Genomic DNA, 22,364 nt, shown 5'->3' with positions numbered 1-22,364 from the left:
TCAGCAGATACCAGTAGCAAGCTTTTCGGACACTGGTAGTTCGGGAAAGCTGGAAGCAAAAAAGGTTCTTCGCTTTGGTCCGCATCACTTCGGACTTCAGCCAAGAACCTTTTTTTAGACCTGCACGCTCCAGTTGGGACTTTAAGCCTGACGCAGCTAGGGCCTGTCGTCCGCCTCTTCTTCAATCTGCGGCGGTATGAGATCTTCGCGGGTCAGGTTCATCGTCATCAGCAGACCGTTAGCCACATAGATTGACGAGTAAGTACCAATACCCACACCGATGATCAGTGCCAACGCAAAGCCCTGAATATTCTCGCCACCGAAGAAATACAGTGCGAAAAGTACCAGCAAGGTCGATGCCGACGTTGCCAATGTCCGCGCGAGCGTCTGGGTAGTGGAGACGTTGATCACCTCTTCCAGTTCGACATTGCGCATCACCCGCAGGTTTTCCCGCACCCGGTCGAACACCACGATGGTGTCGTTCAGCGAGTAACCGATCACAGCTAGCAATGCGGCCAGCACAGTGAGGTCGAAGGAAATGCCGAAGAACGAGAAAATACCGAGCGTGAAGATTACGTCGTGGACCAGCGCGACGATGGATGCCACGGCGAATTTCATCTGAAAACGCAGCGACACATAGAGCAGAATTCCGCCCATTGCCAGCAGCATACCCAGACCGCCCTGGTCACGAAGCTCTTCCCCGACCTGCGGGCCAATGAACTCGATACGCTTGACGGTAACTTCACCGCTCTCTTCACCGCGGACAATCTCTGCGATTCGGCTACCCAGATCAGGATCATCACTAGCCAGGCGGATCAGCACGTCGGTGGATGCACCGAAGTTCTGCACTACCGCATCGTCATAACCCGCAGCACGCAAAATAGTGCGGACTTCGGAGAGATCAGCTGCAGACTCATACTGCAGCTCGACCAAAGCACCGCCTGTAAAGTCGAGCCCCAGATTGAGCTGCTTGACCGCAAGACTGGCGATGGAGCAGATCATGAGGACAATGGCGACGGCGTAGAACAGCTTGCGCAGCCCCATGAACTTGATGGTTTTACTGGTAATCATGTCGCGCTCCTCACAGCCACAGCTTCTTGATGTCACGTCCACCAATGGTCAGATTGACCATCGCCCGGGTGACCATGATGGCACTGAACATCGAAGTCAGGATGCCCAGCGAGAGCGTTACTGCAAAGCCCTTGATCGGGCCGGAACCCATGGCAAACAGAATCACACCCACAAGCAGGGTTGTCAGACTGCCGTCGATGATCGCCGAAAAAGCCTTGTCGTAGCCTTCATGAATAGCCCGTTGCGCAGACACCCCTCCGGCGATTTCCTCCTTGATACGAGAGAAGATCAGCACGTTGGCATCCACAGCCATACCCAGGGTGAGCACGATACCCGCGATCCCTGGCAAGGTCAGCGTAGCGCCCAGCAGCGACATCAATGCCAACAACAGAACCAGATTGAAGCTCAGGGCCACACCGGCGTAGATACCAAACACCTTGTACAGCACCAACATGAAGATCAGAACCAGGACAAAACCTGCCTGCGTGGCCGATACACCCTTGGCAATGTTCTCGGCACCCAGGCTTGGACCTACGGTGCGCTCTTCAACAAAGTACATCGGTGCAGCGAGACCGCCCGCGCGAAGCAACAGCGCCAGCTCGGAAGCCTCAGCCGGTGAGTCCAGGCCGGTAATCCGGAACTGGTTGCCCAGTGTGCTCTGAATCGTCGCCAGGCTGATGATGCTCTTTTCCTCGATAAAGGCTGGCACATCAACTTCAACCATCTCACCGTCGACTTCCTGTTGAACCTTGCGTGAAATCTGTCGTTGCTCGATGAAGATCACCGCCATACCGCGTCCCACGTTGTTGCGGGTGGCTCGCGTCATCATGTCGCCGCCCGGGCCGTCGAGACGTATATTGACCTGAGGCTGGCCGTTCTCATCATAGTTGGACTGGGCGTCGGTTACCTGATCACCGGTCAGGATAATGCTGCGCTCAACATCCGCAGGGGGACGCTTGTCGCCACGAAAGTCGAAGGTCTCGACCGTAGCGCGTGGTGCATCAGACTCTGCCCCCAGACGAAACTCCAGGTTCGCTGTCTTGCCGAGAATACGCTTGGCTTCGGCAGTATCTTGCACGCCGGGTAGCTCCACAACGATACGGTTTGCCCCCTGGCGTTGAACCAGCGGTTCAGCCACACCCAACTCGTTAACCCGGTTACGCACCGTGGTCAGGTTCTGGCGTACCGAGTAGTCGCGAATCTCTGCCATCTCGGCTTCAGTCAGGGTCAGGCGCAGCACCTCCAGCTCCTCACGACTGACCGTAGTCATCTGAAACTGGTTGTAGTCGGCACTGATCAGACGCTGCGCTTCAGACAACTGCGCCTCATCGGTAAACCCGAACTGCAGCACATTACCCTGATTCGGCATGCTGCGATAACGCACGCGCTCTCCGCGCAGCAGATTGCGGATTTCGCTCTCGTACACATTGACCCGCGCTTCTATCGCCTTGTCCATGTCCACTTCCAGCAAGAAGTGCACACCACCAGACAGGTCGAGACCCAGCTTCATCGGGCCAGCGCCGATATTCATCAGCCACTGCGGTGTGGTTGGAGCAAGGTTTTGAGCAACAACAAACTGCTGGCCAAGGGTGCGTCGCACTACGTCCTGAGCAGCCAGTTGATCTGAACGATTGACCAGGCGCACAAGACCGGAACGATCCAGGTCACCCAGATCAGTGCCCTTGGTGGCAATACCAGCGTCCTGTAACGCGGCCTCTATCCGATCCAGCTCACGCTGCTCGATAGTCTGGCCGGTCTGAGCGCCGGAAATCTGGATGGCCGGATCGTCCGGATAAAGATTGGGTAGAGCGTAGATCACGCCGAGAACCAGCACGGCGACGATCAGCAGGTATTTCCAGAGGGGGTAACGGTTGAGCATATCGGAGCCCGATAACAATCCGGGCGCCAAAGGGCGCCCGAAGAAAGGTGGTTGGTGCGGATCAGATGGCTTTCAGTGTGCCCTTGGGCAGCGCTGCAACAACAGCGCCCTTCTGGAACTTCAGCTCCTGGCCTTCACTTACTTCCAGCACGATGAACTCGTCGGTGACTTTCTTTACCTTGCCGAGAATCCCGCCGCCGGTCACGACCTCGTCACCTACGCCCAGACCACCAATCAGATTTTTGTGTTCCTTGGCCCGCTTGGCCTGTGGACGCCAGATCATGAAATAGAAGATGACCAGGAAACCGACCAGGAAAATCCATTCGAAACCACCACCCATGGGTGATGCTGCTCCTGGCGTTTGAGCCATGGCGGCAGGTATGAAAAAGCTCATGTGACACTCCTGTAGTATTTACTCGAAAGAAAGATCAAGGGCGCTTCCAGAGCGCTTTTCAGGCCTCCAGGGGAGGTACCGGCAAGCCAATCCGAGCGTAGAAGTCGTCCACAAAGGCGCTCAATGTACCTGTTTGGATGGCACCGCGCAAACCGCCCATCAGTCGCTGGTAATAGCGCAGATTGTGGATAGTGTTGAGCATGCTGCCGAGCATTTCGTCACACTTGTCCAGATGATGCAGATATCCACGGGAAAAATGCTGACAGGTATAGCAGTCGCAGGTCGGATCCAGGGTCGAGGAATCGTGTTTGTGCACCGCATTGCGGATCTTGATTACGCCTGCATCAACAAACAGATACCCGTTACGGGCGTTGCGCGTAGGCATAACACAGTCGAACATATCGACTCCCCGGCGCACGCCCTCAACAAGATCCTGGGGCTTGCCGACACCCATCAGATAACGTGGCTTATCCGTCGGCATGTGCTGAGGTAGAAAATCCAGCACCTTGATCATTTCTTCCTTCGGCTCACCAACAGACAGACCGCCAATAGCCAGGCCATCAAAGCCAATCTCGTTCAATCCCTCCAGCGAACGCAAGCGCAGTTCTTCATGCATGCCTCCCTGCACAATACCGAACAAAGCGGAGGGGTTATCACCGTGGGCGACCTTGGAACGCTTGGCCCAACGCAGGGACAGCTCCATGGAGACACGGGCAGTATCCACGTCAGCCGGATAGGGCGTGCATTCGTCAAAAATCATCACAATGTCAGAGCCCAGATCACGCTGGACCTGCATGGATTCCTCCGGCCCCATGAACACCTTGGCGCCATCCACCGGTGAGGAAAAATACACGCCCTCTTCCTTGATCTTGCGCATGGCACCGAGGCTGAAGACTTGAAAACCACCGGAATCAGTCAGAATCGGACCCTGCCACTGCATGAAGTCGTGCAGGTCACCGTGCGCCTTGATCACCTCGGTACCCGGTCGCAACCACAAATGAAAGGTGTTGCCGAGGATGATCTGGGCGCCAATGGCCTCGACATCGCGAGGCAGCATACCCTTGACCGTACCGTAGGTGCCCACGGGCATAAATGCTGGGGTTTCCACCACGCCGCGGGGGAAAGTCAGCCGACCGCGACGCGCCTTGCCGTCGGTAGCCAGCAACTCAAAACTCATGTGACTCATGCTGCGTCCTCGGGGCCGGCCGCAGCCGGATTGCGGGTGATGAACATCGCATCACCGTAACTGAAAAAGCGGTAATGCTCCGCGACCGCCGCCTGGTAAGCCGCCATGGTCTGCGGGTAACCGGCAAATGCCGACACCAGCATCAGAAGAGTCGATTCCGGCAAATGGAAATTGGTCACCAGTGCATCCACCACGTGGAACGGGCGACCAGGGTAGATAAAAATATCGGTATCGCCACTGAAAGGTTTCAGCTCGCCATCACGGGCAGCGGTTTCCAGGGATCGCACGCTGGTAGTACCCACCGCGATCACCCTACCCCCACGTGCCTTGCAGGCATTGACCGCCTCGACCACATCCGCACCAACTTCCAGCCACTCACTGTGCATCAGGTGGTCTTCGATGCGCTCGACTCGAACTGGCTGAAAGGTGCCAGCACCCACGTGCAGAGTTACCTCGGCGCGCTGCACGCCCTTGTCGGAAATTGCCTGCAGCATTTCCTGGTCGAAGTGCAGCCCTGCGGTAGGCGCCGCTACTGCCCCGGCTTTCTGTGCATACACGGTTTGATAGCGTTCGCGATCTGCTGGCTCATCGGCGCGGTCGATATAGGGAGGCAGGGGCATGTGCCCGACCCGCTCAAGAAGCGCCAGCACATCCTCGTCAAATGCCAGCTCGAAGAGCGCATCATGCCGAGCAACCATCACCGCCACCGCGCCACCGTCAACAATGATACGACTGCCGCCCTTGGGCGACTTGCTGGCCCTGACATGCGCCAGCACCCGGCGCGCGTCGAGCACACGTTCGACAAGGATCTCGAGCTGGCCCCCGGTTTCCTTGCGGCCGAATAGCCGGGCCGGAATTACTCGGGTATTGTTGAAGACCATCAGATCGCCCGGGCGCAGGTACTCCAGCAGATCAATGAAATGCCGATGGCTCACATTGCCGCTCGGGCCGTCCAGATACAAAAGTCGGCTACCGCGACGCTCCGCCAGCGGGTGGTGTGCGATCAGACTGTCTGGCAGGTCGAAATGAAAGTCGCTGAGACGCATGCGGAGATGGCTTCCAGGCGGAGTAAAAGGGCCGCACATGATAGCCGAAACCCGAACACCAGGCCAAAGAAAGCGCATTTATTACAGCTTCCGCCATTGACCACCAACCCACGGGATTCGTATACTCCGCGCCGTCTGTACGAAAGCACGGGCCTCGATGGCGGAATTGGTAGACGCGGCGGATTCAAAATCCGTTTCTGGTGACAGAGTGGGAGTTCGATTCTCCCTCGAGGCACCATTTGCATAGCAAATGGTCATTCATAAAGACACACTCCCTCCCTGTAATGCCCTCGGTAAAAGCACCCTTCGCACGCTTCCCGCAAGCGAATTATCGACAATGGCAAAATGCTATTGCCGTTTTTCAGACCTTGAAATATATTGCGTTTCCTTGGTGTTTTTATGACTCAAGGGAATAATAAATAATTCAGGAAGAATGCAAAAAATGAAAATCAAAATCTTGGCAACCGCCGCCCTCGTTGCCTGTGTATCCGTAAGTGCTCCGTCCTTCGCCCAATCCAAAGTCGCAGGTTCCGGCCCGAATCCGTACGTGGATTGCGGCATCGGCGCAGCTCTGTTCCCCACCGTAGGCTGGGCTGCAGTCACGTCCAACGTAATCTGGGATATCGGTACCACAGCGGTGACATCCGCCACCATGAGCCCGGAAACCTGCTCAGGCAAGAACCTGGCTGCAGCACTGTTTATCAATGACACCTACGAAAGTCTGGCTGAAGAGACTGCCAAGGGTGAAGGTGAACACTTGACTACATTGCTGAATATTCTCGAGTGCGATTCGGGCAGTCATTCGGCAGCCATCACAAGCGCACGCAACAGCCTTTCTGGCCAAGTAGGCGCCGACGGCTTTGAAAACATGCCCCATATCGAAAAGGCCGCGGGCCTTTACGATGCCATGGACCAGGCTGTCAGCCTGAGCTGCCAGGCTTGAGTCAGTGGGTCGTCGGTGCCGCGCACCGACGACCCTCTTCCCGCAGTATCCCAGACCAATAAGATTTCCGCGTGCGCCATTCCCTCTTGCAACACTTGTTCCGTCTGTTCGGCTGCTTATTATTGATTAACAGTCAGCACGCAATATCAGGCGACCAATCGGACGTACTTCGAGAGCTTTCCAGCCACCCTGTCTGGCTTAAACTGCTCCACTACGAAAAAAGCGGATTAATACAGCATCGCCTGCAAAGTGCTATTTCAAGTCCTGAATTCTTTCTTGCAGCCGAAGGCAGTCAGAATCCGCTTGCTGAGTTGCAGGCTACCCTTAGTGCATTCAAGGAACGTGCTGATGCAAATGATGCTACGGGATCACACGCCGCCTGCCGTTTTCCAGCGCGCGCTATCTGGCTCAAGAGCCAACTTGGCGCCGAACTGGAAATAGACAAAGACGTTACCTGTCCTGAACTGGACAAATGGACGCGCCACAATACCGTTTCATCCGTCAGCGTGGTCTTCGCCACCGGCTATCTGGGCAACCCCGCCTCGTATTACGGCCACACTTTGTTGAAATTCAATTTCACAGATGACCACAGCCAAGGCGGCCTGATGGATGCCAGCCTCAACTATGGCGCCATTGTGGAAAACGACGATGATCCCATCACCTATATATTCAAAGGCATTTTCGGCGGTTATGACGGCGGCTTCAGTCATATCAATTTTTATTTTCACAATCACAACTACGGCGAAAACGAACTTCGTGACATGTGGGAATATCAATTGGACCTGCCCCCAGAGGCTGTCAAACTGGTCACCGCCCATGCCTGGGAAGTACTGGGAAAGCGTTACACCTACTACTTCTTTCGACGCAATTGTGCGTACCGCATGGCTGAGATACTCGAGATTGTCGAGGGCCTGGAGATCATACCGGACGGTCGGCCCTGGACCATACCGCAAAGCTTGATCCAAAGCCTTGGGAGCGCCAGCTACCAAAATAGACCGCTGCTGAGCGAGGTGAGTTACCACCCTTCCCGTCAGTCCCGGTTATATGGCAAATACCAAGGGCTAAGCCGGCCTGAACAACAGCTCTTCAAAGAACTGGCACTCGAGGAGATTCACTTTGAGGATGTCTCATTTACTCTCCAGAGCCTCGACTCCCGTCAGCGCATCCTGGATACCCTGCTCGATTACTACCAATTTATACGGGATCGGGAGGCTGGCGCGGAGGATCCCGCTAATCTTGCCCACCGACAGACACTGGCAATGCGTTATCAACTACCTCCCGGCTTACCATCGTTTGATACCAAGGAGCCAGAATCACCCCATACCGGCAGAGCTCCAAGCTGGTTTCAACTAGGTCTTAGCTACAATTCCGACACCTCTGGCGCCCTATCGCTGCGATTGAAACCTGCCTATTACGACGCGCTTGATGCAGACCATGCCCACGTCAAAAGAGCTGCGCTGAGCATGGGTGATTTGCGCTTGCACATTTCCGACCTGGGCATTCAGCTAAAGCAGCTGGACCTGATTTCCATCGCCAGCGTGAGTCCCGCGATGACCGGACTGCCGGGTGATACGGGCACTGCATGGAATCTCAAAGTTAGCGTAGAACCCCTGCGCCTCGACTGCGAGCACTGCCTCGTACCACGCGTACAAGCAGATCGGGGTTACGGCTTTCGGCTTGATGAAAGCCTGCTTGCTACCACCTACGTGGGTGCAGCTGTGCAGGAAAATCGCTTACAGGAAGGCTACGGTTTTGCGCGAATGGGTGCACGATTGAACCTGGAGACCGAATCATTATGGGATGCACAAATACAGGTAGAGCACCGGATTCCGGTCGCCGGAAGGATTTCTACCTATAATGCCTGGCGCTTGGAAGCGCGAAGGAGCATGGGCAATAACCAGGATCTGCGACTGTTGTACGAGCGCAACCGGGGTGATGAACTCACCCTGGCACTGGGGTGGTACTGGTAGAAACAACGAGGCCCCCTAAAAAGGGGGCCTTACTGGTATTGCGAACGCCTGTCACCTTCAAATGCGCTATTACAGCTCGTCCAGATACCGCTCCGCATCCAGTGCAGCCATGCATCCGGCGCCAGCCGAAGTGATCGCCTGACGATACACGTGATCGGCTACGTCGCCCGCGGCAAATACACCCGGTATGTTGGTCGCAGTTGCATTTCCTTCCGTACCGCTCTGGATCTTCAGATAGCCGTCTTTCATATCGAGCTGATCTTCGAACAGACTGGTATTGGGCGTATGGCCAATGGCAATGAAGACACCGCTGAGCTTGATGTCTTCGGTTTCACCAGTGGTCTTGGCGACACGCATGCCGGTCACGCCAGTTTGGTCGCCCAGCACCTCATCCAGCGTCGCGTTGAGCTTGAGCTCGATCTTGCCTTCAGCCACCCGGGCCAGCAGTTTGTCGACCAGGATCTTCTCGGCGCGGAACACTTCGCGGCGATGCACCACGGTAACCTTGCGAGCGATGTTGGCCAGGTACAGCGCTTCTTCAACTGCGGTATTACCGCCACCGATAACCGCCACATCCTGGTTACGGTAGAAAAAACCGTCACAGGTAGCGCAGGCTGAAACGCCCTTGCCCATGAAGGCCTCTTCCGAAGGCAGGCCCAGATAGCGGGCAGAGGCACCGGTGGCAATGATCAATGCGTCACACTGATACTCGCCCTGATCGCCCCACAGGGTGAAAGGACGCTTGGTCAGATCAACCTTGTTGATATGGTCAAAGAGAATCTCGGTTTCGAAACGCTCGGCATGCTCACGCATCCGCTCCATCAGAGCCGGTCCCTGCAGGCCCTCGACATCGCCTGGCCAGTTGTCGACGTCAGTCGTAGTGGTCAGCTGACCGCCCATCTGCATTCCCGTGATCAACACGGGCTTGAGGTTTGCGCGCGCGGCATACACAGCGGCGCTGTAACCTGCCGGGCCGGATCCGAGAATAATCAGACGGGTGTGACGTACATCGGTCATGCTGCCTCCAGAGCACCGCCATGGCGGTAAGGTTAATATGCGAGAGATCGGTTCAGGCCGGGGTGTCCCGACGGTAAGTGTCGGATCGCATGGTAGGCCATGCATGCCGGCACTGGGTATTCCAATCGTTGTATAAGCCGGATAGTTTAACCCTATCGCAGCGCTCTTTTACCTTCTTTAAGCAAGGATCTGTTTCATGAAGCAAACATCAGCCCCGTTGAGCGGCCCCGATTATCTGCGCCAGGGCTGGCAACTCGTACGTCAGCCGGGCTTACGCCGCTTTGTGGCGATCCCGTTATTGCTCAATCTGGCCGTTTTTGCCGGGCTGATTGGCTGGGGGATACGCCAGTTCAATATATGGATGGCGCAGTTGATGGCAACGATACCCCAGTGGCTGAGCTTTATCGAATGGCTGCTCTGGCCACTCTTTGCACTGCTGGTGCTGCTGGTGCTGTTTTTTGGCTTCAGCATCCTGGCCAATCTAATCGCTTCGCCCTTCTACGGCTTTTTGGCCGAGAAAGTGGCCGAGCAGGAACGCGGAGAAGTCAGCCCGTCTACCGGCCTGCGCGACATCATGCTGGCAGTGCCGCGCGCCCTGGGCCGAGAGTTACGCAAGATTGCCTATTACCTGCCACGCCTGATCATATTGCTATTGCTGAGTTTCGTGCCGGTCATCAATCTGATCAGTTCACCGCTATTGATCGCCTTTGGCGTATGGATGATGGCGGTGCAGTACATCGATCTTCAGGCTGACAATGATCAGGTCAGCTTTATTGATCTGCTGCGCTGGATGAGAGGCAGGCGTCTGCTGTCAATGGGCTTCGGTCTGCCAGTCTACGTGGGCATGCTGATTCCACTGATCAACCTGCTGGTAATGCCCTCCGCCGTGGCAGGCTCAACACTGCTCTGGGTGCGTGAACGTGGGGCCGCGCAGACATGAATTCGTTATAAAAGCGTCATATTTGCATCATGGCGCCACCCCATACTGGGATCATGAAAACTAATCCCGCCCCGAGAAAGTGCTTTGCTCTGGTCACCGAAACCTACGCACCCCAGGTGAACGGTGTCGCCAATACCCTTGGCTATTTGTGCCGGGGACTATTGCAACGTGGCCACCAGATTCAACTGATAAGACCCGCCCAACCCGGCGAGCGCCCGGGCATCAGCAACGGCCCTGAACTCCTGGAGCGGCGCGTCAACGGCATGGCCATTCCACGCTACCCCGAGCTTCAGTTGGGCCTGCCAGCCAGCAACAGACTGCGTGCCATGTGGAAGCTACAGCGGCCAGACGCGATCTACCTGGCTACCGAAGGGCCGCTGGGATGGTCCGCGCTGCGCGTTGCCAGGAAGATGGGAATCCCGGTCATCAGCGGCTTCCATACTCATTTCCAGCAATATGCCGATCATTACGGAGTGGGCCTGCTGCAACAACCCGTCATGAGTTATTTGCGCTGGTTCCATAATCGTACCCAACTGACCCTGACTGCATGCCCTACTCAACAGAAAGAGCTTATGCGCGCAGGGCTGGATAATCTCGTCCTGCTTGGTCGAGGGGTCGATTGCGAGCGATTCCACCCCAGCCATCGCAGCGCAGAACTGCGCCAGCAATGGCGCGCGCAAGAGAGTGACATCGTACTCCTGCACGTGGGCAGACTCGCTCCGGAAAAAAATCTGTTACTTCTGGTGCAGTCCTGGAAAGAAGCGCTTCACACAGCGCAGCATCCGGAACGACTGCGCCTGGTCATTGTGGGCGATGGTCCCATGCGCGCAGATTTACAGCAGCAATTACCCGACGCTCTTTTCACCGGCTGGCTGAACGGCGCAGGCCTGGCCAAGGCCTATGCCAGCGCCGACATATTCGTTTTCCCAAGCGTGATTGAAACCTTTGGCAACGTGGTCACGGAAGCCATGGCGTCGGGCCTTGCCATAAACGCTTTCGACTCTGCCGCTGCGCACCAGCATATACGCGACCGCTTCAGCGGCTGCCTTGCCCCCATCGGTGACGCAGAAGAGTTTGCCAGCAATCTGGCATGGCTGATTGAGGACGCAGAAGGTAGGCGGAGCGTGAGGATACACGCGAGACATCGGGCCTGTCAGCTTGGCTGGGGCCCGGTGGTCGATCGATTCGAAGGTTACCTGAGCAGGGCTGCATCAGGCCAGGCGAAGGCGGCACGAGCCGCCCCCGCCAGAGACCCAGGGCTCAAGCCAGGGTCTTGAGAGCCTCACGGCTGAAGGGAAGAATCTCGCTGAAACGACCCTCACGGACCTTATCAGCCCACTCGGGATCGACGATCAGAGCACGACCTACTGCCACCAGATCAAACTCGTTAGCGCCCAAGCGCACCAGTAGATCATCGATGTTGGCGGTCTGGGCGACCTTGTCCGTCTTGACCATAAACTCCAGAAACTCGCCGTCCAGGCCGACACTGCCTACGGTGATACAGGGCTTACCGGTGATCTTGCGAGTCCAGCCAGCCAGGTTCAGATCAGACCCTTCAAACTCCGGCTCCCAGAAGCGACGCTGCGAGCAATGGAAGATGTCCACGCCAGCGGCAACCAGCGGCGCCAGAAAGGCTTCCAGCAACTCCGGTGTGAGAGCCAGGCGCGCAGTGTAATCCTGCTGCTTCCACTGGGAAAAACGGAAGATGATCGGGTACTCTGGGCCCACAGCAGCGCGAACGGCACTGATCACTTCCACGGCGAAACGTCCGCGATTCTCCATGCTGCCGCCATACTCGTCATCACGGGTATTGGTGCCTTCCCAGAAGAACTGGTCAATCAGGTAACCATGGGCGCCGTGCAGCTCGATTGCATCACAGCCAATTTCCTTGGCATCGCGAGCAGCCTGGGCAAAGGCTTCGACCACGTCGCGGATGTCATCATGGGTCATACCATGGACAATTTTCCGGCCGTCCTTCAACTTCTCCATCGGACCGTAACCAGGTACGTCTGCGTTCGGCTCTGAACCCAGACGGCGTGTGTTACCTACGTGCCACAATTGCGGCGCAATCTTGCCACCCACTGAGTGAACCGCATCGACTACCTTCTTCCAGCCAGCCAGAGACTCTTTTCCATGGAACGCCGGTACATCGGGGTAGCCACTGGCTGCCGCATGATTGACCGTGGTGCCCTCGGTGATGATCAGGCCCACTCCGGATTCGGAGCGGCGACGGTAGTATTCGACTACCTGTTCGGTCGGTACACCGTTGGGGGAAAAGTTGCGGGTCATCGGCGCCATGACGATGCGATTGTTGAGGGTAAGCGGGCCGTACTGAAAAGAGGCAAACAAGGGGCTGGTATCAGCGGACATAGGTAAAACTCCTGCGGTAATTATGTAACTGTATCTGGTTACGGATAGGGATATGAACTGGGCGACCTTGATTCCAGGCTCAGCGAGTGGACCGGTCGTCTTGTTATCAAATAATCAAACCGGTCTCAAGGCCGCAGCAAACGCTCCAGCTGGCTTATAAATACCCTCAGCGGACCTATCTGTCGGTCCACCTTCATACGCAGCAATGCACCTTCCCATGCAGCACCAATGAAGGCGCCCAGTGCATGGGGGTCCTGATCAGCGGGTAGCTCGCCGGCCTCACGTGCCTCAACCAGACAGTTGGCCAGAAGCTCGCTCGAGCGATTAAGGATGGCACTGGCGGCGTAGCCTATAGGTTGGCTGTCACCTGCCTTTTCGTGGCACAGGCTACCTATGAAGCACTGATGCGTTGGCTCCTGCTGGTTGGCAAAGTAGCCGACCAGATCCCGGTAAAAACGCAGAATCCGCTCGCGGGGGCTTACGTCATCAGACTGCAACGCATTACCGAAACGCTCGAGCCTCGGCAGGTAATAGTAGTGCAGCGCCTGGATCGCAAAATCTTCCTTGCTCTCGAAGTAATGATAGAAGGACCCCTTGGGCACCCCGGCGCTCTGGGTTATTTCCTGCACACCGGTACCGTTGTAGCCCTTGAGCAACATGACCTCTGTACCGGCCGCCAGAATACGTGCGCGCTTGTCTTGGATTGCGTTCATACAATCACTATACGACCGGTCACCTATTATTAATAGGACGCCGCTGCTTCATTGATGTAATTGATAACACTGAATAGCCAAACGGCGGGCACAAAAAAGGCTTCCCAAGGGAAGCCTTTATCACTGCGAGGTATTGGCCCGGCCGTCAGCCGGGACCCTCAACCCGTATCAGTGCTCGACGCCACCTTCACCATGGATATGACCATGGGCGATTTCGTCTTCGGTCGCATCACGCACTTCAACCACCTTGACCTCAAAGGTCAGGCGCTGGCCAGCCAGCGGATGGTTGCCATCGACGGTCACTTCGTCACCCTCGACTGCAGTGATGGTCACGATCTGCATGCTGCCATCGGGGCCTGAGGCATGGAACTGCATGCCAGGCTCAAGCTCATCAACACCTTCGAACATGTTGCGGCCCAGCACGGCTACCAGTTCGGCACTGAATTCGCCGTAGGCATTTTCAGGCTCAACGGTCACTTTCAGCTCGTCGCCGGGCTGCTTGCCTTCAAGTTCCTGCTCAAGACCGGGAATAATGTTGCCCGCGCCCTGCAGGTAAACCAGCGGACCACCACCAGCAGACGAATCAAGTACTTCGCCGGCATCATCGGTGAGTGTGTATTCAATCGATACGGCTTTGTTCGCAGCAATCTGCATAATTCGTCACCTGTCTTTTCGCTTAAAACGGGGCAGTTTACGCCGTTTGGCCGCTGAACGCACGGGTTGACCGATGCACGGTGGGCCTAGACTATGATGCTTAACAATTTCAGGCCTCCATCTGGTCGACGACTTTCGAGGTAACGATGGCCCAGCGACTGGTTCTGGTTATCAATTGCGGCAGCTCTTCCATCAAATTCGCCCTGCGCCGCGAGGGCGATCGGGCAGCTCTGCTCAGCGGCATGGCCGAGCGCGTGGGCAGCGACCGCGCAACCCTTGAGTGGAAAACGGCGAACAAGCGGGAAGAAACCACTCTTAGCGATGGCGACCATGGCACAGCCATGGCTGCCTTGCTGCCCCTGATCGAGCAGCACGCCGGTCAACCAGTGGCTGCCGTGGGTCACCGGGTGGTCCATGGCGGTGAGCACTTTACCGGCGCCCAGCTGATTGACGACAGCGTGATCGCAGCCATCAACGCCAATGCCGATCTGGCACCGCTGCACAACCCGGCTAACCTGATTGGCATCCATGCCGCCATGGCCGTGTTTGACGACATACCCCATGTGGCTATTTTTGATACCGCGTTTCACCAAAGCATGCCTGCCCATGCCTATCGTTACGCACTACCGGAAAACCTCTACCGCGAGCACGCCATCCGCCGTTACGGCTTCCACGGCACCAGCCATCAGTATGTTACCCATCAGGCGGGGGAACTGAGCGGACATGGCCCTGGAAAAGGTGCCTGGCTCAGTGCTCACCTGGGCAACGGCTGCTCCAGCTGTGCGGTGCTCGATGGCCGTAGCCTGGACACCAGCATGGGCCTCACGCCCCTGGAAGGTCTGGTCATGGGCACGCGCAGCGGCGATGTCGACCCTAACCTGCATGCCCATCTTGGCCGCACCCTGGGCTGGGATCTACCGCGTATAGAGCAGTTGCTTAATCGCGAAAGCGGGCTGCTCGGGTTATCCGGCCTGTCCAACGACATGCGGCAGCTGGAGCAGGCCGCCACGGACGGTCACGAAGGCGCGCGACTGGCCATTGAGGTGTTCTGCTATCGGCTTGCACGTTCGTTGCTTGGACTGAGCGCTGCGCTACCACGACTGGACGGGCTACTGTTTACCGGCGGTATCGGCGAGAACTCGACCCGTGTACGTGCCCGCACGGTGGAGCACATGGCCGTGATGGGTTTCAAAATCGACTCGAATGCCAACGCAGGTCTGGCCAGAGGCATCGCCGCGCCCATCCATGCTGATGGTTCTCCGGCCATATGGGTCATCCCTACGGACGAGGAACGCCAGATAGCTGACGAGAGTCTGGCGTTGCTCGACCAACCATAATTCAACAGACGGGACGCTTGCATGCATACCTTCTTCATCGCTCCAACCGGCTTCGGGGTCGGTCTTACCTCGATCAGTCTGGGTCTGATTCGCTCACTACAGCGAACGGGCCTGCGCGTACACTTTCTCAAACCCATCGCCCAACCTCATCCAGGCGATCTGGGCCCTGAACGCTCGACCGAGCTGATCAGCCGCACCCTTGATCTCAAACCGCCCAAGCCCCTGGCATTGGCCGATGTGGAACACCGGCTGGCCAACGGGCAGCTCGACGAGGTTCTGGAAGATATTGTCAGCCGCTATCAGCTGGCTGCAGTAGACGCCGATGTAGTGATTGTCGAGGGCATGGTGCCCACCCGTCAGGCCAGCTATGCAGCGCGCATCAACCATCACCTGGCGCGCAGCCTGGATGCGGATGTGATTCTGGTCACCGCCCCGGATGACGACGACATGTCGAGTCTGGCTGACCGCATCGAGATTCATGCCCAGGGTTTTGGTGGGCCGAGCCATCCCAAGGTGCTCGGCGTGATCGTCAACAAGGTACGCGGACTCGAGCTGGCGGACCGACTGCCCAGCGACCGTAGCGAACTCAAACGCACCCTCAAGGAGTTTGCCCTTGCACTCAAACAGGAATCCCAGGTACTGGATACCGAGGACTTCCGTCTGATCGGCTGCATCCCCTGGGAAGAAACCCTGAACGCGCCGCGCACCTCCGACGTAGCCGAGCTGCTGCATGCCACCGTATTGAACGAAGGCCACATCAATAGTCGCCGCGTCATGGAAATTGCCCTGTGCGCGCGCACGGTACCGAATATCGTCGAGCGCCTGAAACCGGGTACCTTGATTGTCACCCCCGGCGACCGCGACGACATCATCATTGCCGCCAGCCTCGCATCTCTCGCGGGCACCCCCCTGGCAGGATTGATGCTTACCAGCGGATTCGCCCCCGACGAACGGGTCATGCAGCTCTGCCAGCCGGCACTCGCCGGTGGCTTACCGATCCTGGCCACAGACACCAATACCTTTGACACAGCGACCCGGCTCGACCGCATGAATCGCGAGATTCCGGTAGATGATCACGAACGTGCGGAACAGGTCACCGAGTTTGCCGCATCCCATATCGATCACGCCTGGCTGGAGCGTCGCTGCGACGCGCCGCGCGAAGCACGGATGTCACCACCGGCCTTCCGCTACCAGTTGATGACTCGCGCTCAAAAGGCCGCCAAGCGCATCGTTTTGCCTGAGGGTGACGAGCCGCGCACTGTACAGGCCGCGGCTATCTGCCAACGCAGAGGTATTGCCCGTTGCGTACTGCTGGCAAAGCGTGAGTCGGTAGAAGCGGTGGCCCGGGCCCAGCACATAACGCTTCCTGAAGATCTCGAGATAATCGATCCGGAGGAAGTGCGCGAGAAGTACGTCGACAAGATGGTCGAATTCAGAGCCGGCAAGGGTCTGAATGCACCCATGGCGCTGCAGCAACTTGAAGACAACGTCGTACTGGGCACCATGATGCTGGCCCTGGACGAGGTGGACGGGCTGGTATCCGGCGCCATTCACACCACGGCAAACACCATCCGGCCAGCCTTTCAGCTGATAAAGACCGCACCGGGCTACAACCTGGTGTCTTCGATCTTCTTTATGCTCTTGCCCGAGCAGGTACTGGTCTACGGGGACTGCGCAGTCAATCCGGACCCCAATGCCGAAGAACTGGCCGAAATCGCGATTCAAAGTGCCCGGTCAGCCGAATCCTTCGGGATCCCGGCGAGGGTAGCCATGATCAGTTACTCGACAGGCAAATCCGGTACCGGCGAGGATGTCGAGAAGGTCCGCGAGGCAACCCGCATCGCTTCCGAGCGCGAGCCCGGTCTTCTGATCGACGGCCCGCTCCAGTATGATGCTGCCGCGATTGCCAGCGTCGGCCTGCAGAAAGCACCAGATAGTCCGGTGGCCGGCAAGGCAACCGTGTTCGTGTTTCCAGACCTGAATACCGGTAACACGACCTACAAGGCGGTGCAGCGCAGTGCCAACGTGGTCAGCGTTGGCCCAATGCTGCAGGGCTTGCGCAAACCGGTAAACGATCTGTCCCGCGGCGCCCTGGTGGATGATATTGTCTATACCATTGCGTTGACCGCCATACAGGCAGACAAATAAAAAACGATCAGAGGGCCGGATGATTCATGCCGGCCCCATTGAAAGAGCACCCTTCCATGCTGAGTTTCCTGCCTCACGCCCTGCGCGGCGCCCTGGCTACCCTGCTGTTGATACTCAACACGCTGATCTGCTTCAGCGTTCTGTTCCCGATATCCATTATCAAATTGCTACCCATGCCACGACTGCAGGTGCTCTGCACCCGCGCGATAATCCGCATTGCCGAGTTCTGGATACGCTGCAATAGTGGCTGGATGAGCCTGACTGGCAAAACCGAATGGGATATCCAGGGAGTCGCACAACTGGACTATGACGGCTGGTACCTGGTCACAAGTAACCACCAGAGCTGGGTCGATATTCTGGTGCTGCAGCACAACCTCAATCGCCAGATGCCGATGCTCAAGTTCTTTCTCAAGCAGGAACTGATCTGGGTTCCGATTATCGGTATCTGCTGGTGGGCACTGGATTTTCCGTTCATGAAGCGTTACAGCAAGGCCTATCTGGCGCGTCACCCTGAAAAGGCAGGTCAGGACGTGGCGGCCACCCGCCGGGCCTGCGAGAAATTCAAGACCACTCCGGTTGCCATTTTCAACTTCCTTGAAGGCACCCGACTCACACCCGCCAAGCACGCCGAACAGAAGTCACCGTTCAAGCATCTGCTCAGGCCCAAGTCAGGCGGGATCGCCTTTGTACTTGACGCGATGGGGTCGCAGCTGCGCTCCCTGGTGGACATTACCCTGCACTACCCCGACGGCAACCCGAGCTTCTGGGATCTGTTGAGTGGGCGGGTGAGAAAGGTCGTCATGCGCTGTGAACTCAAGCCCATTCCGGTGGAATTCTTAGGCCGCGATTACCAGAATGACAGTGCGTTCCGGGAAGCTTTCCAGGCCTGGGTCAACACCCTGTGGGAGGCCAAGGACAAGCAACTCGACCAGCTGCACCGGGAATATCCTCCCGGCGCATAACGCGGACAACGGAATCATGATGAAAAAAAACGCAGCCCTGGGGCTGCGTTTTTCGTCTGGCAAGGCTGACCGATAACTATGTATCGCCGGTCGGCTCACACCGTCATGCGGTTTACTGCTGGGTTGGCCGCAGGTTGATTTCCACGCGACGGTTCTGCGCACGACCATCAGCGGTATCATTGCTGGCGATCGGCTGGCTCGGCCCCACACCCATTGCACTGATACGTGCGCTGGAAACACCATTGCTGGCCAGGTATGACGCTACGCTCTGCGCCCGGTCGCGGGACAAGCGCATATTCAGATCGTTGCTGCCCGTGCTGTCGGTATGACCGATGATCTCGACCCCATTCTTGTCGAACTCCTTGAAGACCTTGACCAGAGAATTGAGGGTGGGATAGAAGCTGCTGGAAATGTCAGAGGAACCACTGGCGAAAGTGATGTTACCCGGCATGACCAGCTGCAGGTTCTCGCCATTACGCACGACGCGCACACCGGTACCCTCAAGCTCCTGGCGCAGGCGCTGTTCCTGCTTGTCCACGTAGTAACCGTAACCGCCGCCTGCTGCACCGCCTACGGCGGCACCAATCAGCGCGCCCTTGGCCCGATCATCGCTGCCAGAGGTGGCTGCGCCAATGGCTGCGCCCGCAGCTGCGCCGCCCAAGCCGTAGAGCGCAGACTTGCCGGTCTGCTGCTCGCCGGTGTACGGATTACTGGTACAACCAACCAGCATCAAGGTACTCAGGCTGGCTGCGATCATCATTTGCTTTTTCATGTATTCATTCCTTTTTTCGTAAAACGTGTGAATAGGTTAGCACAGCCTCGCGAGGAGACAGCGAGGTTCGCAGCACGGGCGTGGACCGCACCGACATCAACCAATAAAAACGTGACGCAGGTATCAGCCACGGCTGGTGGCAACTGCAGGGATGGAGGTAAACCTACCCTGAAGCACTGTACAACGCAATCGTGGCCCGCCAGCAACCTAGCCAAGCAGACCCAGAAGCTTGCCCTGCGCCACCGCCTGGGTGCGTCGCGCCACGCCGAGCTTGTGGTTGATGCGCCGGGCATGACTTTTCACCGTGTGCAAGGATATGAACAGAGTTTCACTGATTTGCTGATTGGAGTGTCCCTGCGCTATGCACTCCAATACGGCGAGCTCCCGAGTGCTCAAAGGCTCGATCTGCGGGGACTCCAGAACCTGGCTAACTGCCGGCAACTTCTCTTGAAGCTGAGTTCTCAGGGGGGACGGAGGGGCATTATGCAAAACGCGCTGGACCAGCACAGGCATATGCGAGAGTAGCGGCACGAACGGCCCTATGATGGTGTCATCAGCCGCCCAGGCAATGGCCCTGAGCAGCAACTGCTGGGCCTGGGCAGGGCGCTGACTGCGGGCCAGCATCTGCACCAACTGCGTCATGACCGACAGGGCTTGCAAGCGCTCACCCTGTGCCTGTAATTGCTCCAGGCAATCCCAAAGCAAGGCTTCAGCCTGATCCTGTTCGCCCCTACCCCATAACAGCCGAGCGTAAACCCGCTCGATTACCATTGGCAGTACATGAAAAAAGCTGGGCGGCGCAGCCGGCTCATCAAGACAATAGGTCTGGCGCAGCCGGGGCAGCCATTGCTCGGCCAGCTCCTGCCGCCCTGCGCTGATCCAAAGATCACTTTTCAGGGCCGTGCCCCAGCCGAGGTAAAAAACCGGCGGAATATCCCACTGGTGCATCAATCGCTCCGCCTCCGCCAGCAGCTCGAAGGCCTGCCCGAATCCGTCGCGCCGTCGAGCTTCAATGCCTGCCAGCAAACAATAACCAGGCAAAACGTGAATATCCCGACAGGCGCGGGCCTCATCAATACCCTGCCGGACCTCACGGCGAGCCGCCCGGGGATCACCCAGCTGCCCAGCAAGGTATCCATGCAGGATCGTCAATCTGGCCCTTATCGCCAGACCCTGCGGGTAATCCAGAGCGCCCAGAACCTCAAGTTGTTGGCCGAGCAGCCGGTAGGCTCGAGCCACCTCTCCACGGGCCTGGAGCAGCCGAGCACGCACCAGCGCCACCTGCGCCTCGAACAGGACATTGCCACTGCGCTGGGCCAGTTCCAATGCGTTTCTGGCCCAGCGTCTGGACTCGTCCAGGTCCTTCTCGCACAAGGCTATATCAGCGAGTATCAGCATGGAGATCAGTTGGCTACCGACGTCCCCGGCTTCCAGACACTGCAAGCTTTCACGGGCACAGCTGGACGCCTCAGTCAGCGCCCCGGCAGCTCTGGCAATATAACTCTGCTGGGCCAGCGCCTGACCCAGCAGCCTGCGCTGCGCTTGAGCATCGGGTTGCGGCAGGAAGTACTGCAGACGGGCAAGCATGACCCGCGCGTCCTCCAGCTGACAGGCCAGCGCCAACGTCCAGCCATGCACCAGCACCAGCGGGGCAGAACTACCCTGCAAAACACGCGGCAGGATCGCCTTCCAGCGCAACAGGGTGCTTACATGTTGCTCGGCAAGCAGTTGGTCGAGAGGCAAATGCTGAGCCAGTGCCGCAGCTTCGTCCGGTCGCTCCGCAGCCAACGCCTGCTCCACCGCATCGGCAATACGTCCATGCTCGCGGAACCAGTCACAGGCACGCAAATGCAGGCCCTGCCGGTACGGAAGTCCCTGGGCGGCACCACCCTGGCGAAGGACATCACAGAACAGATGATGAAAGCGGTACCAGGTGCCTTGCCGATCCAACGGCACCAGAAACACCTGGTGCTGGAGCAGCCAGTCAATGATCGCACCGCTGTCATCGGCGTTACGCACCTGATCGCACAGCTCGGCAGTAAAATGATCAAGCCAGATAATCTGAGACAGAAACTCCTGAACGTGACTCGGCTGCGCCCCGATCACCTCCTCCAGCAAATACTCCTGCACCAACTGCTCTTCACTCACCGTGGCCTGCGGCCCTCCAGAACGGGCAGTCAGCGCAAGCAATCGTAGCCCTGCGAACCAGCCCTCATTACGCTCGATCCTCTGTCGTAGCCATTGACGATCCGCCACGTCTACGCCCGCGCCCTCAAGAAAGGCCCAAGCGTACTGCGGATCCAACCGCAATTGTCGCTCGTCAAGCTCCAGCACCTGATTGGCTACCCGCATGCGTGCAAGCGGCCATGTTGGACGACCACGACTGGTTATAAGAATCTGAAAGCATGCAGGCAAACGTTCAAACAACAGGGCGCACAGACTGTCCGTGGCATCGTTACGGGCCAGATGATAATCGTCAAGAATCAGCAACACCGGATGTTGTGACCCATGTTGCCGCTCCAGGTCACGCGTCAGGGAGGCTATCAGAGGCTCGATGACGAGCGGTTGATGGTCTTGTTGTTGCGCAAGCAGAGCCAGCTCGGAGGTACCCAGGCCAGGAAACAGCGCCTGCAACCCCTCAATCAGACTGCGTAGCAGTTGCGCAGGCGCGGCGTCCCGACGCTCCAGCGCCACCCAGGTAGACAGCCAGGGGCTCGGAAGCTGCTCGGCCACTTCTGCAGCGAGCGTACTCTTGCCTGCACCGGCAGGCGCGCAGATAAGCACAACACGGCATTGGGCCGCGCTCTGAATCAAGCGAACGAGTTCGGGTCTGGGCAAATGATCAGCCGGCAGCGGGGGCCGGAACATCTTGCCAGGGGAAGAGATGGCAACGGGCATGCCGCCAAGTTTAGCGGGATGCGCCTGGAGATATATTGTCGATTTGTAACGAACCGGGCTACAG

The 22,364-nt window shown here is 57.7% G+C and carries 18 protein-coding genes and 1 tRNA gene; 8 read left to right on the top strand and 11 right to left on the bottom strand.

What is annotated here, in order from left to right; all coding sequences use genetic code 11:
• Positions 1-156: 156 nt before the first annotated feature.
• The 5 genes from secF to queA form a co-directional block, all read right to left on the bottom strand.
• Complete coding sequence (gene secF / locus AAC076_RS09045) at positions 157-1,071, bottom strand: protein translocase subunit SecF (protein WP_339844661.1); 915 nt, start codon at positions 1,069-1,071, stop codon at positions 157-159.
• A 10-nt stretch (positions 1,072-1,081) separates the two neighbouring features.
• Positions 1,082-2,950 (bottom strand): protein translocase subunit SecD, encoded by a 1,869-nt coding sequence (gene secD, locus AAC076_RS09040; RefSeq protein WP_339844659.1) that lies wholly within the window; start codon positions 2,948-2,950, stop codon positions 1,082-1,084.
• Positions 2,951-3,011: 61 nt separating this feature from the next.
• Positions 3,012-3,344: a preprotein translocase subunit YajC gene (yajC, locus tag AAC076_RS09035; protein ID WP_339844657.1), complete on the bottom strand. Its 333-nt coding sequence runs from the start codon at positions 3,342-3,344 to the stop codon at positions 3,012-3,014.
• Positions 3,345-3,402: 58 nt separating this feature from the next.
• A complete protein-coding gene (tgt, locus tag AAC076_RS09030) occupies positions 3,403-4,521 on the bottom strand; it encodes a tRNA guanosine(34) transglycosylase Tgt (RefSeq protein WP_339844736.1) in 1,119 nt (372 codons plus the stop codon).
• A 5-nt stretch (positions 4,522-4,526) separates the two neighbouring features.
• A complete protein-coding gene (gene queA, locus AAC076_RS09025; protein WP_339844654.1) occupies positions 4,527-5,576 on the bottom strand; it encodes a tRNA preQ1(34) S-adenosylmethionine ribosyltransferase-isomerase QueA in 1,050 nt (349 codons plus the stop codon).
• A gap of 151 nt (positions 5,577-5,727) precedes the next feature.
• Between queA and AAC076_RS09020 the strand changes: the two genes are divergently transcribed.
• From AAC076_RS09020 to AAC076_RS09010, 3 genes are all read left to right on the top strand, one after another.
• Positions 5,728-5,814 (top strand) — tRNA-Leu (locus tag AAC076_RS09020).
• A 204-nt stretch (positions 5,815-6,018) separates the two neighbouring features.
• Positions 6,019-6,519, top strand: coding sequence for a DUF3015 family protein (locus AAC076_RS09015; protein ID WP_339844651.1), 501 nt, complete (start codon positions 6,019-6,021; stop codon positions 6,517-6,519).
• A gap of 71 nt (positions 6,520-6,590) precedes the next feature.
• Entirely contained in the window at positions 6,591-8,489 is a 1,899-nt protein-coding gene (locus AAC076_RS09010) for a DUF4105 domain-containing protein (RefSeq protein ID WP_339844649.1), read from the top strand.
• A 69-nt stretch (positions 8,490-8,558) separates the two neighbouring features.
• Here AAC076_RS09010 and trxB read toward each other — a convergent pair whose 3' ends face one another.
• Positions 8,559-9,506, bottom strand: a complete 948-nt coding sequence (trxB, locus tag AAC076_RS09005; protein WP_339844647.1) for a thioredoxin-disulfide reductase — start codon at positions 9,504-9,506, stop codon at positions 8,559-8,561.
• Positions 9,507-9,702: 196 nt separating this feature from the next.
• On the opposite strand from trxB, the gene cysZ reads away from it, so the two are divergent.
• Entirely contained in the window at positions 9,703-10,446 is a 744-nt protein-coding gene (gene cysZ, locus AAC076_RS09000; RefSeq protein ID WP_339844645.1) for a sulfate transporter CysZ, read from the top strand.
• Positions 10,447-10,499: 53 nt separating this feature from the next.
• The gene (locus AAC076_RS08995; RefSeq protein ID WP_339844643.1) at positions 10,500-11,723 is read left to right on the top strand and encodes a glycosyltransferase family 1 protein; all 1,224 of its coding nucleotides are present in this window, start codon (positions 10,500-10,502) and stop codon (positions 11,721-11,723) included.
• Here the strand turns inward: AAC076_RS08995 and AAC076_RS08990 are convergent.
• From AAC076_RS08990 to AAC076_RS08980, 3 genes are all read right to left on the bottom strand, one after another.
• Entirely contained in the window at positions 11,707-12,816 is a 1,110-nt protein-coding gene (locus tag AAC076_RS08990; RefSeq protein ID WP_339844641.1) for an NADH:flavin oxidoreductase, read from the bottom strand. The two genes, AAC076_RS08995 and AAC076_RS08990, sit on opposite strands and share 17 nt — an antisense overlap.
• A 125-nt stretch (positions 12,817-12,941) precedes the next feature.
• Positions 12,942-13,529 carry a TetR/AcrR family transcriptional regulator gene (locus AAC076_RS08985; RefSeq protein ID WP_339844638.1) on the bottom strand — a complete coding sequence of 196 codons (588 nt, stop codon included), beginning with the start codon at positions 13,527-13,529 and terminating at the stop codon, positions 12,942-12,944.
• Between the two features lie 168 nt (positions 13,530-13,697).
• On the bottom strand, positions 13,698-14,183 hold the full coding sequence (locus AAC076_RS08980; RefSeq protein ID WP_339844635.1) for a peptidylprolyl isomerase: 486 nt from the start codon (positions 14,181-14,183) through the stop codon (positions 13,698-13,700).
• A gap of 146 nt (positions 14,184-14,329) precedes the next feature.
• On the opposite strand from AAC076_RS08980, the gene AAC076_RS08975 reads away from it, so the two are divergent.
• From AAC076_RS08975 to AAC076_RS08965, 3 genes are read left to right on the top strand one after another with little or no spacing between them, the layout of a single operon-like run.
• A complete protein-coding gene (locus AAC076_RS08975) occupies positions 14,330-15,520 on the top strand; it encodes an acetate kinase (protein WP_339844633.1) in 1,191 nt (396 codons plus the stop codon).
• A 21-nt stretch (positions 15,521-15,541) separates the two neighbouring features.
• Entirely contained in the window at positions 15,542-17,668 is a 2,127-nt protein-coding gene (pta, locus tag AAC076_RS08970) for a phosphate acetyltransferase (RefSeq protein WP_339844631.1), read from the top strand.
• Positions 17,669-17,724: 56 nt separating this feature from the next.
• Complete coding sequence (locus tag AAC076_RS08965; protein WP_339844735.1) at positions 17,725-18,630, top strand: acyltransferase; 906 nt, start codon at positions 17,725-17,727, stop codon at positions 18,628-18,630.
• 112 nt (positions 18,631-18,742) lie between these two features.
• On the opposite strand, the gene AAC076_RS08960 is transcribed toward AAC076_RS08965, so the two are convergent.
• Positions 18,743-19,402: an OmpA family protein gene (locus AAC076_RS08960; protein WP_339844628.1), complete on the bottom strand. Its 660-nt coding sequence runs from the start codon at positions 19,400-19,402 to the stop codon at positions 18,743-18,745.
• A gap of 207 nt (positions 19,403-19,609) precedes the next feature.
• Positions 19,610-22,240 (bottom strand): LuxR C-terminal-related transcriptional regulator, encoded by a 2,631-nt coding sequence (locus tag AAC076_RS08955; RefSeq protein ID WP_339844625.1) that lies wholly within the window; start codon positions 22,238-22,240, stop codon positions 19,610-19,612.
• Positions 22,241-22,364 lie beyond the last annotated feature (124 nt).

Source organism: uncultured Halopseudomonas sp., assembly GCF_963977355.1.
Lineage (GTDB): Bacteria > Pseudomonadota > Gammaproteobacteria > Pseudomonadales > Pseudomonadaceae > Halopseudomonas.
The sequence above is the reverse complement of the archived record's forward strand: the minus strand, read 5'-3'. Positions and strand labels throughout refer to the sequence as shown.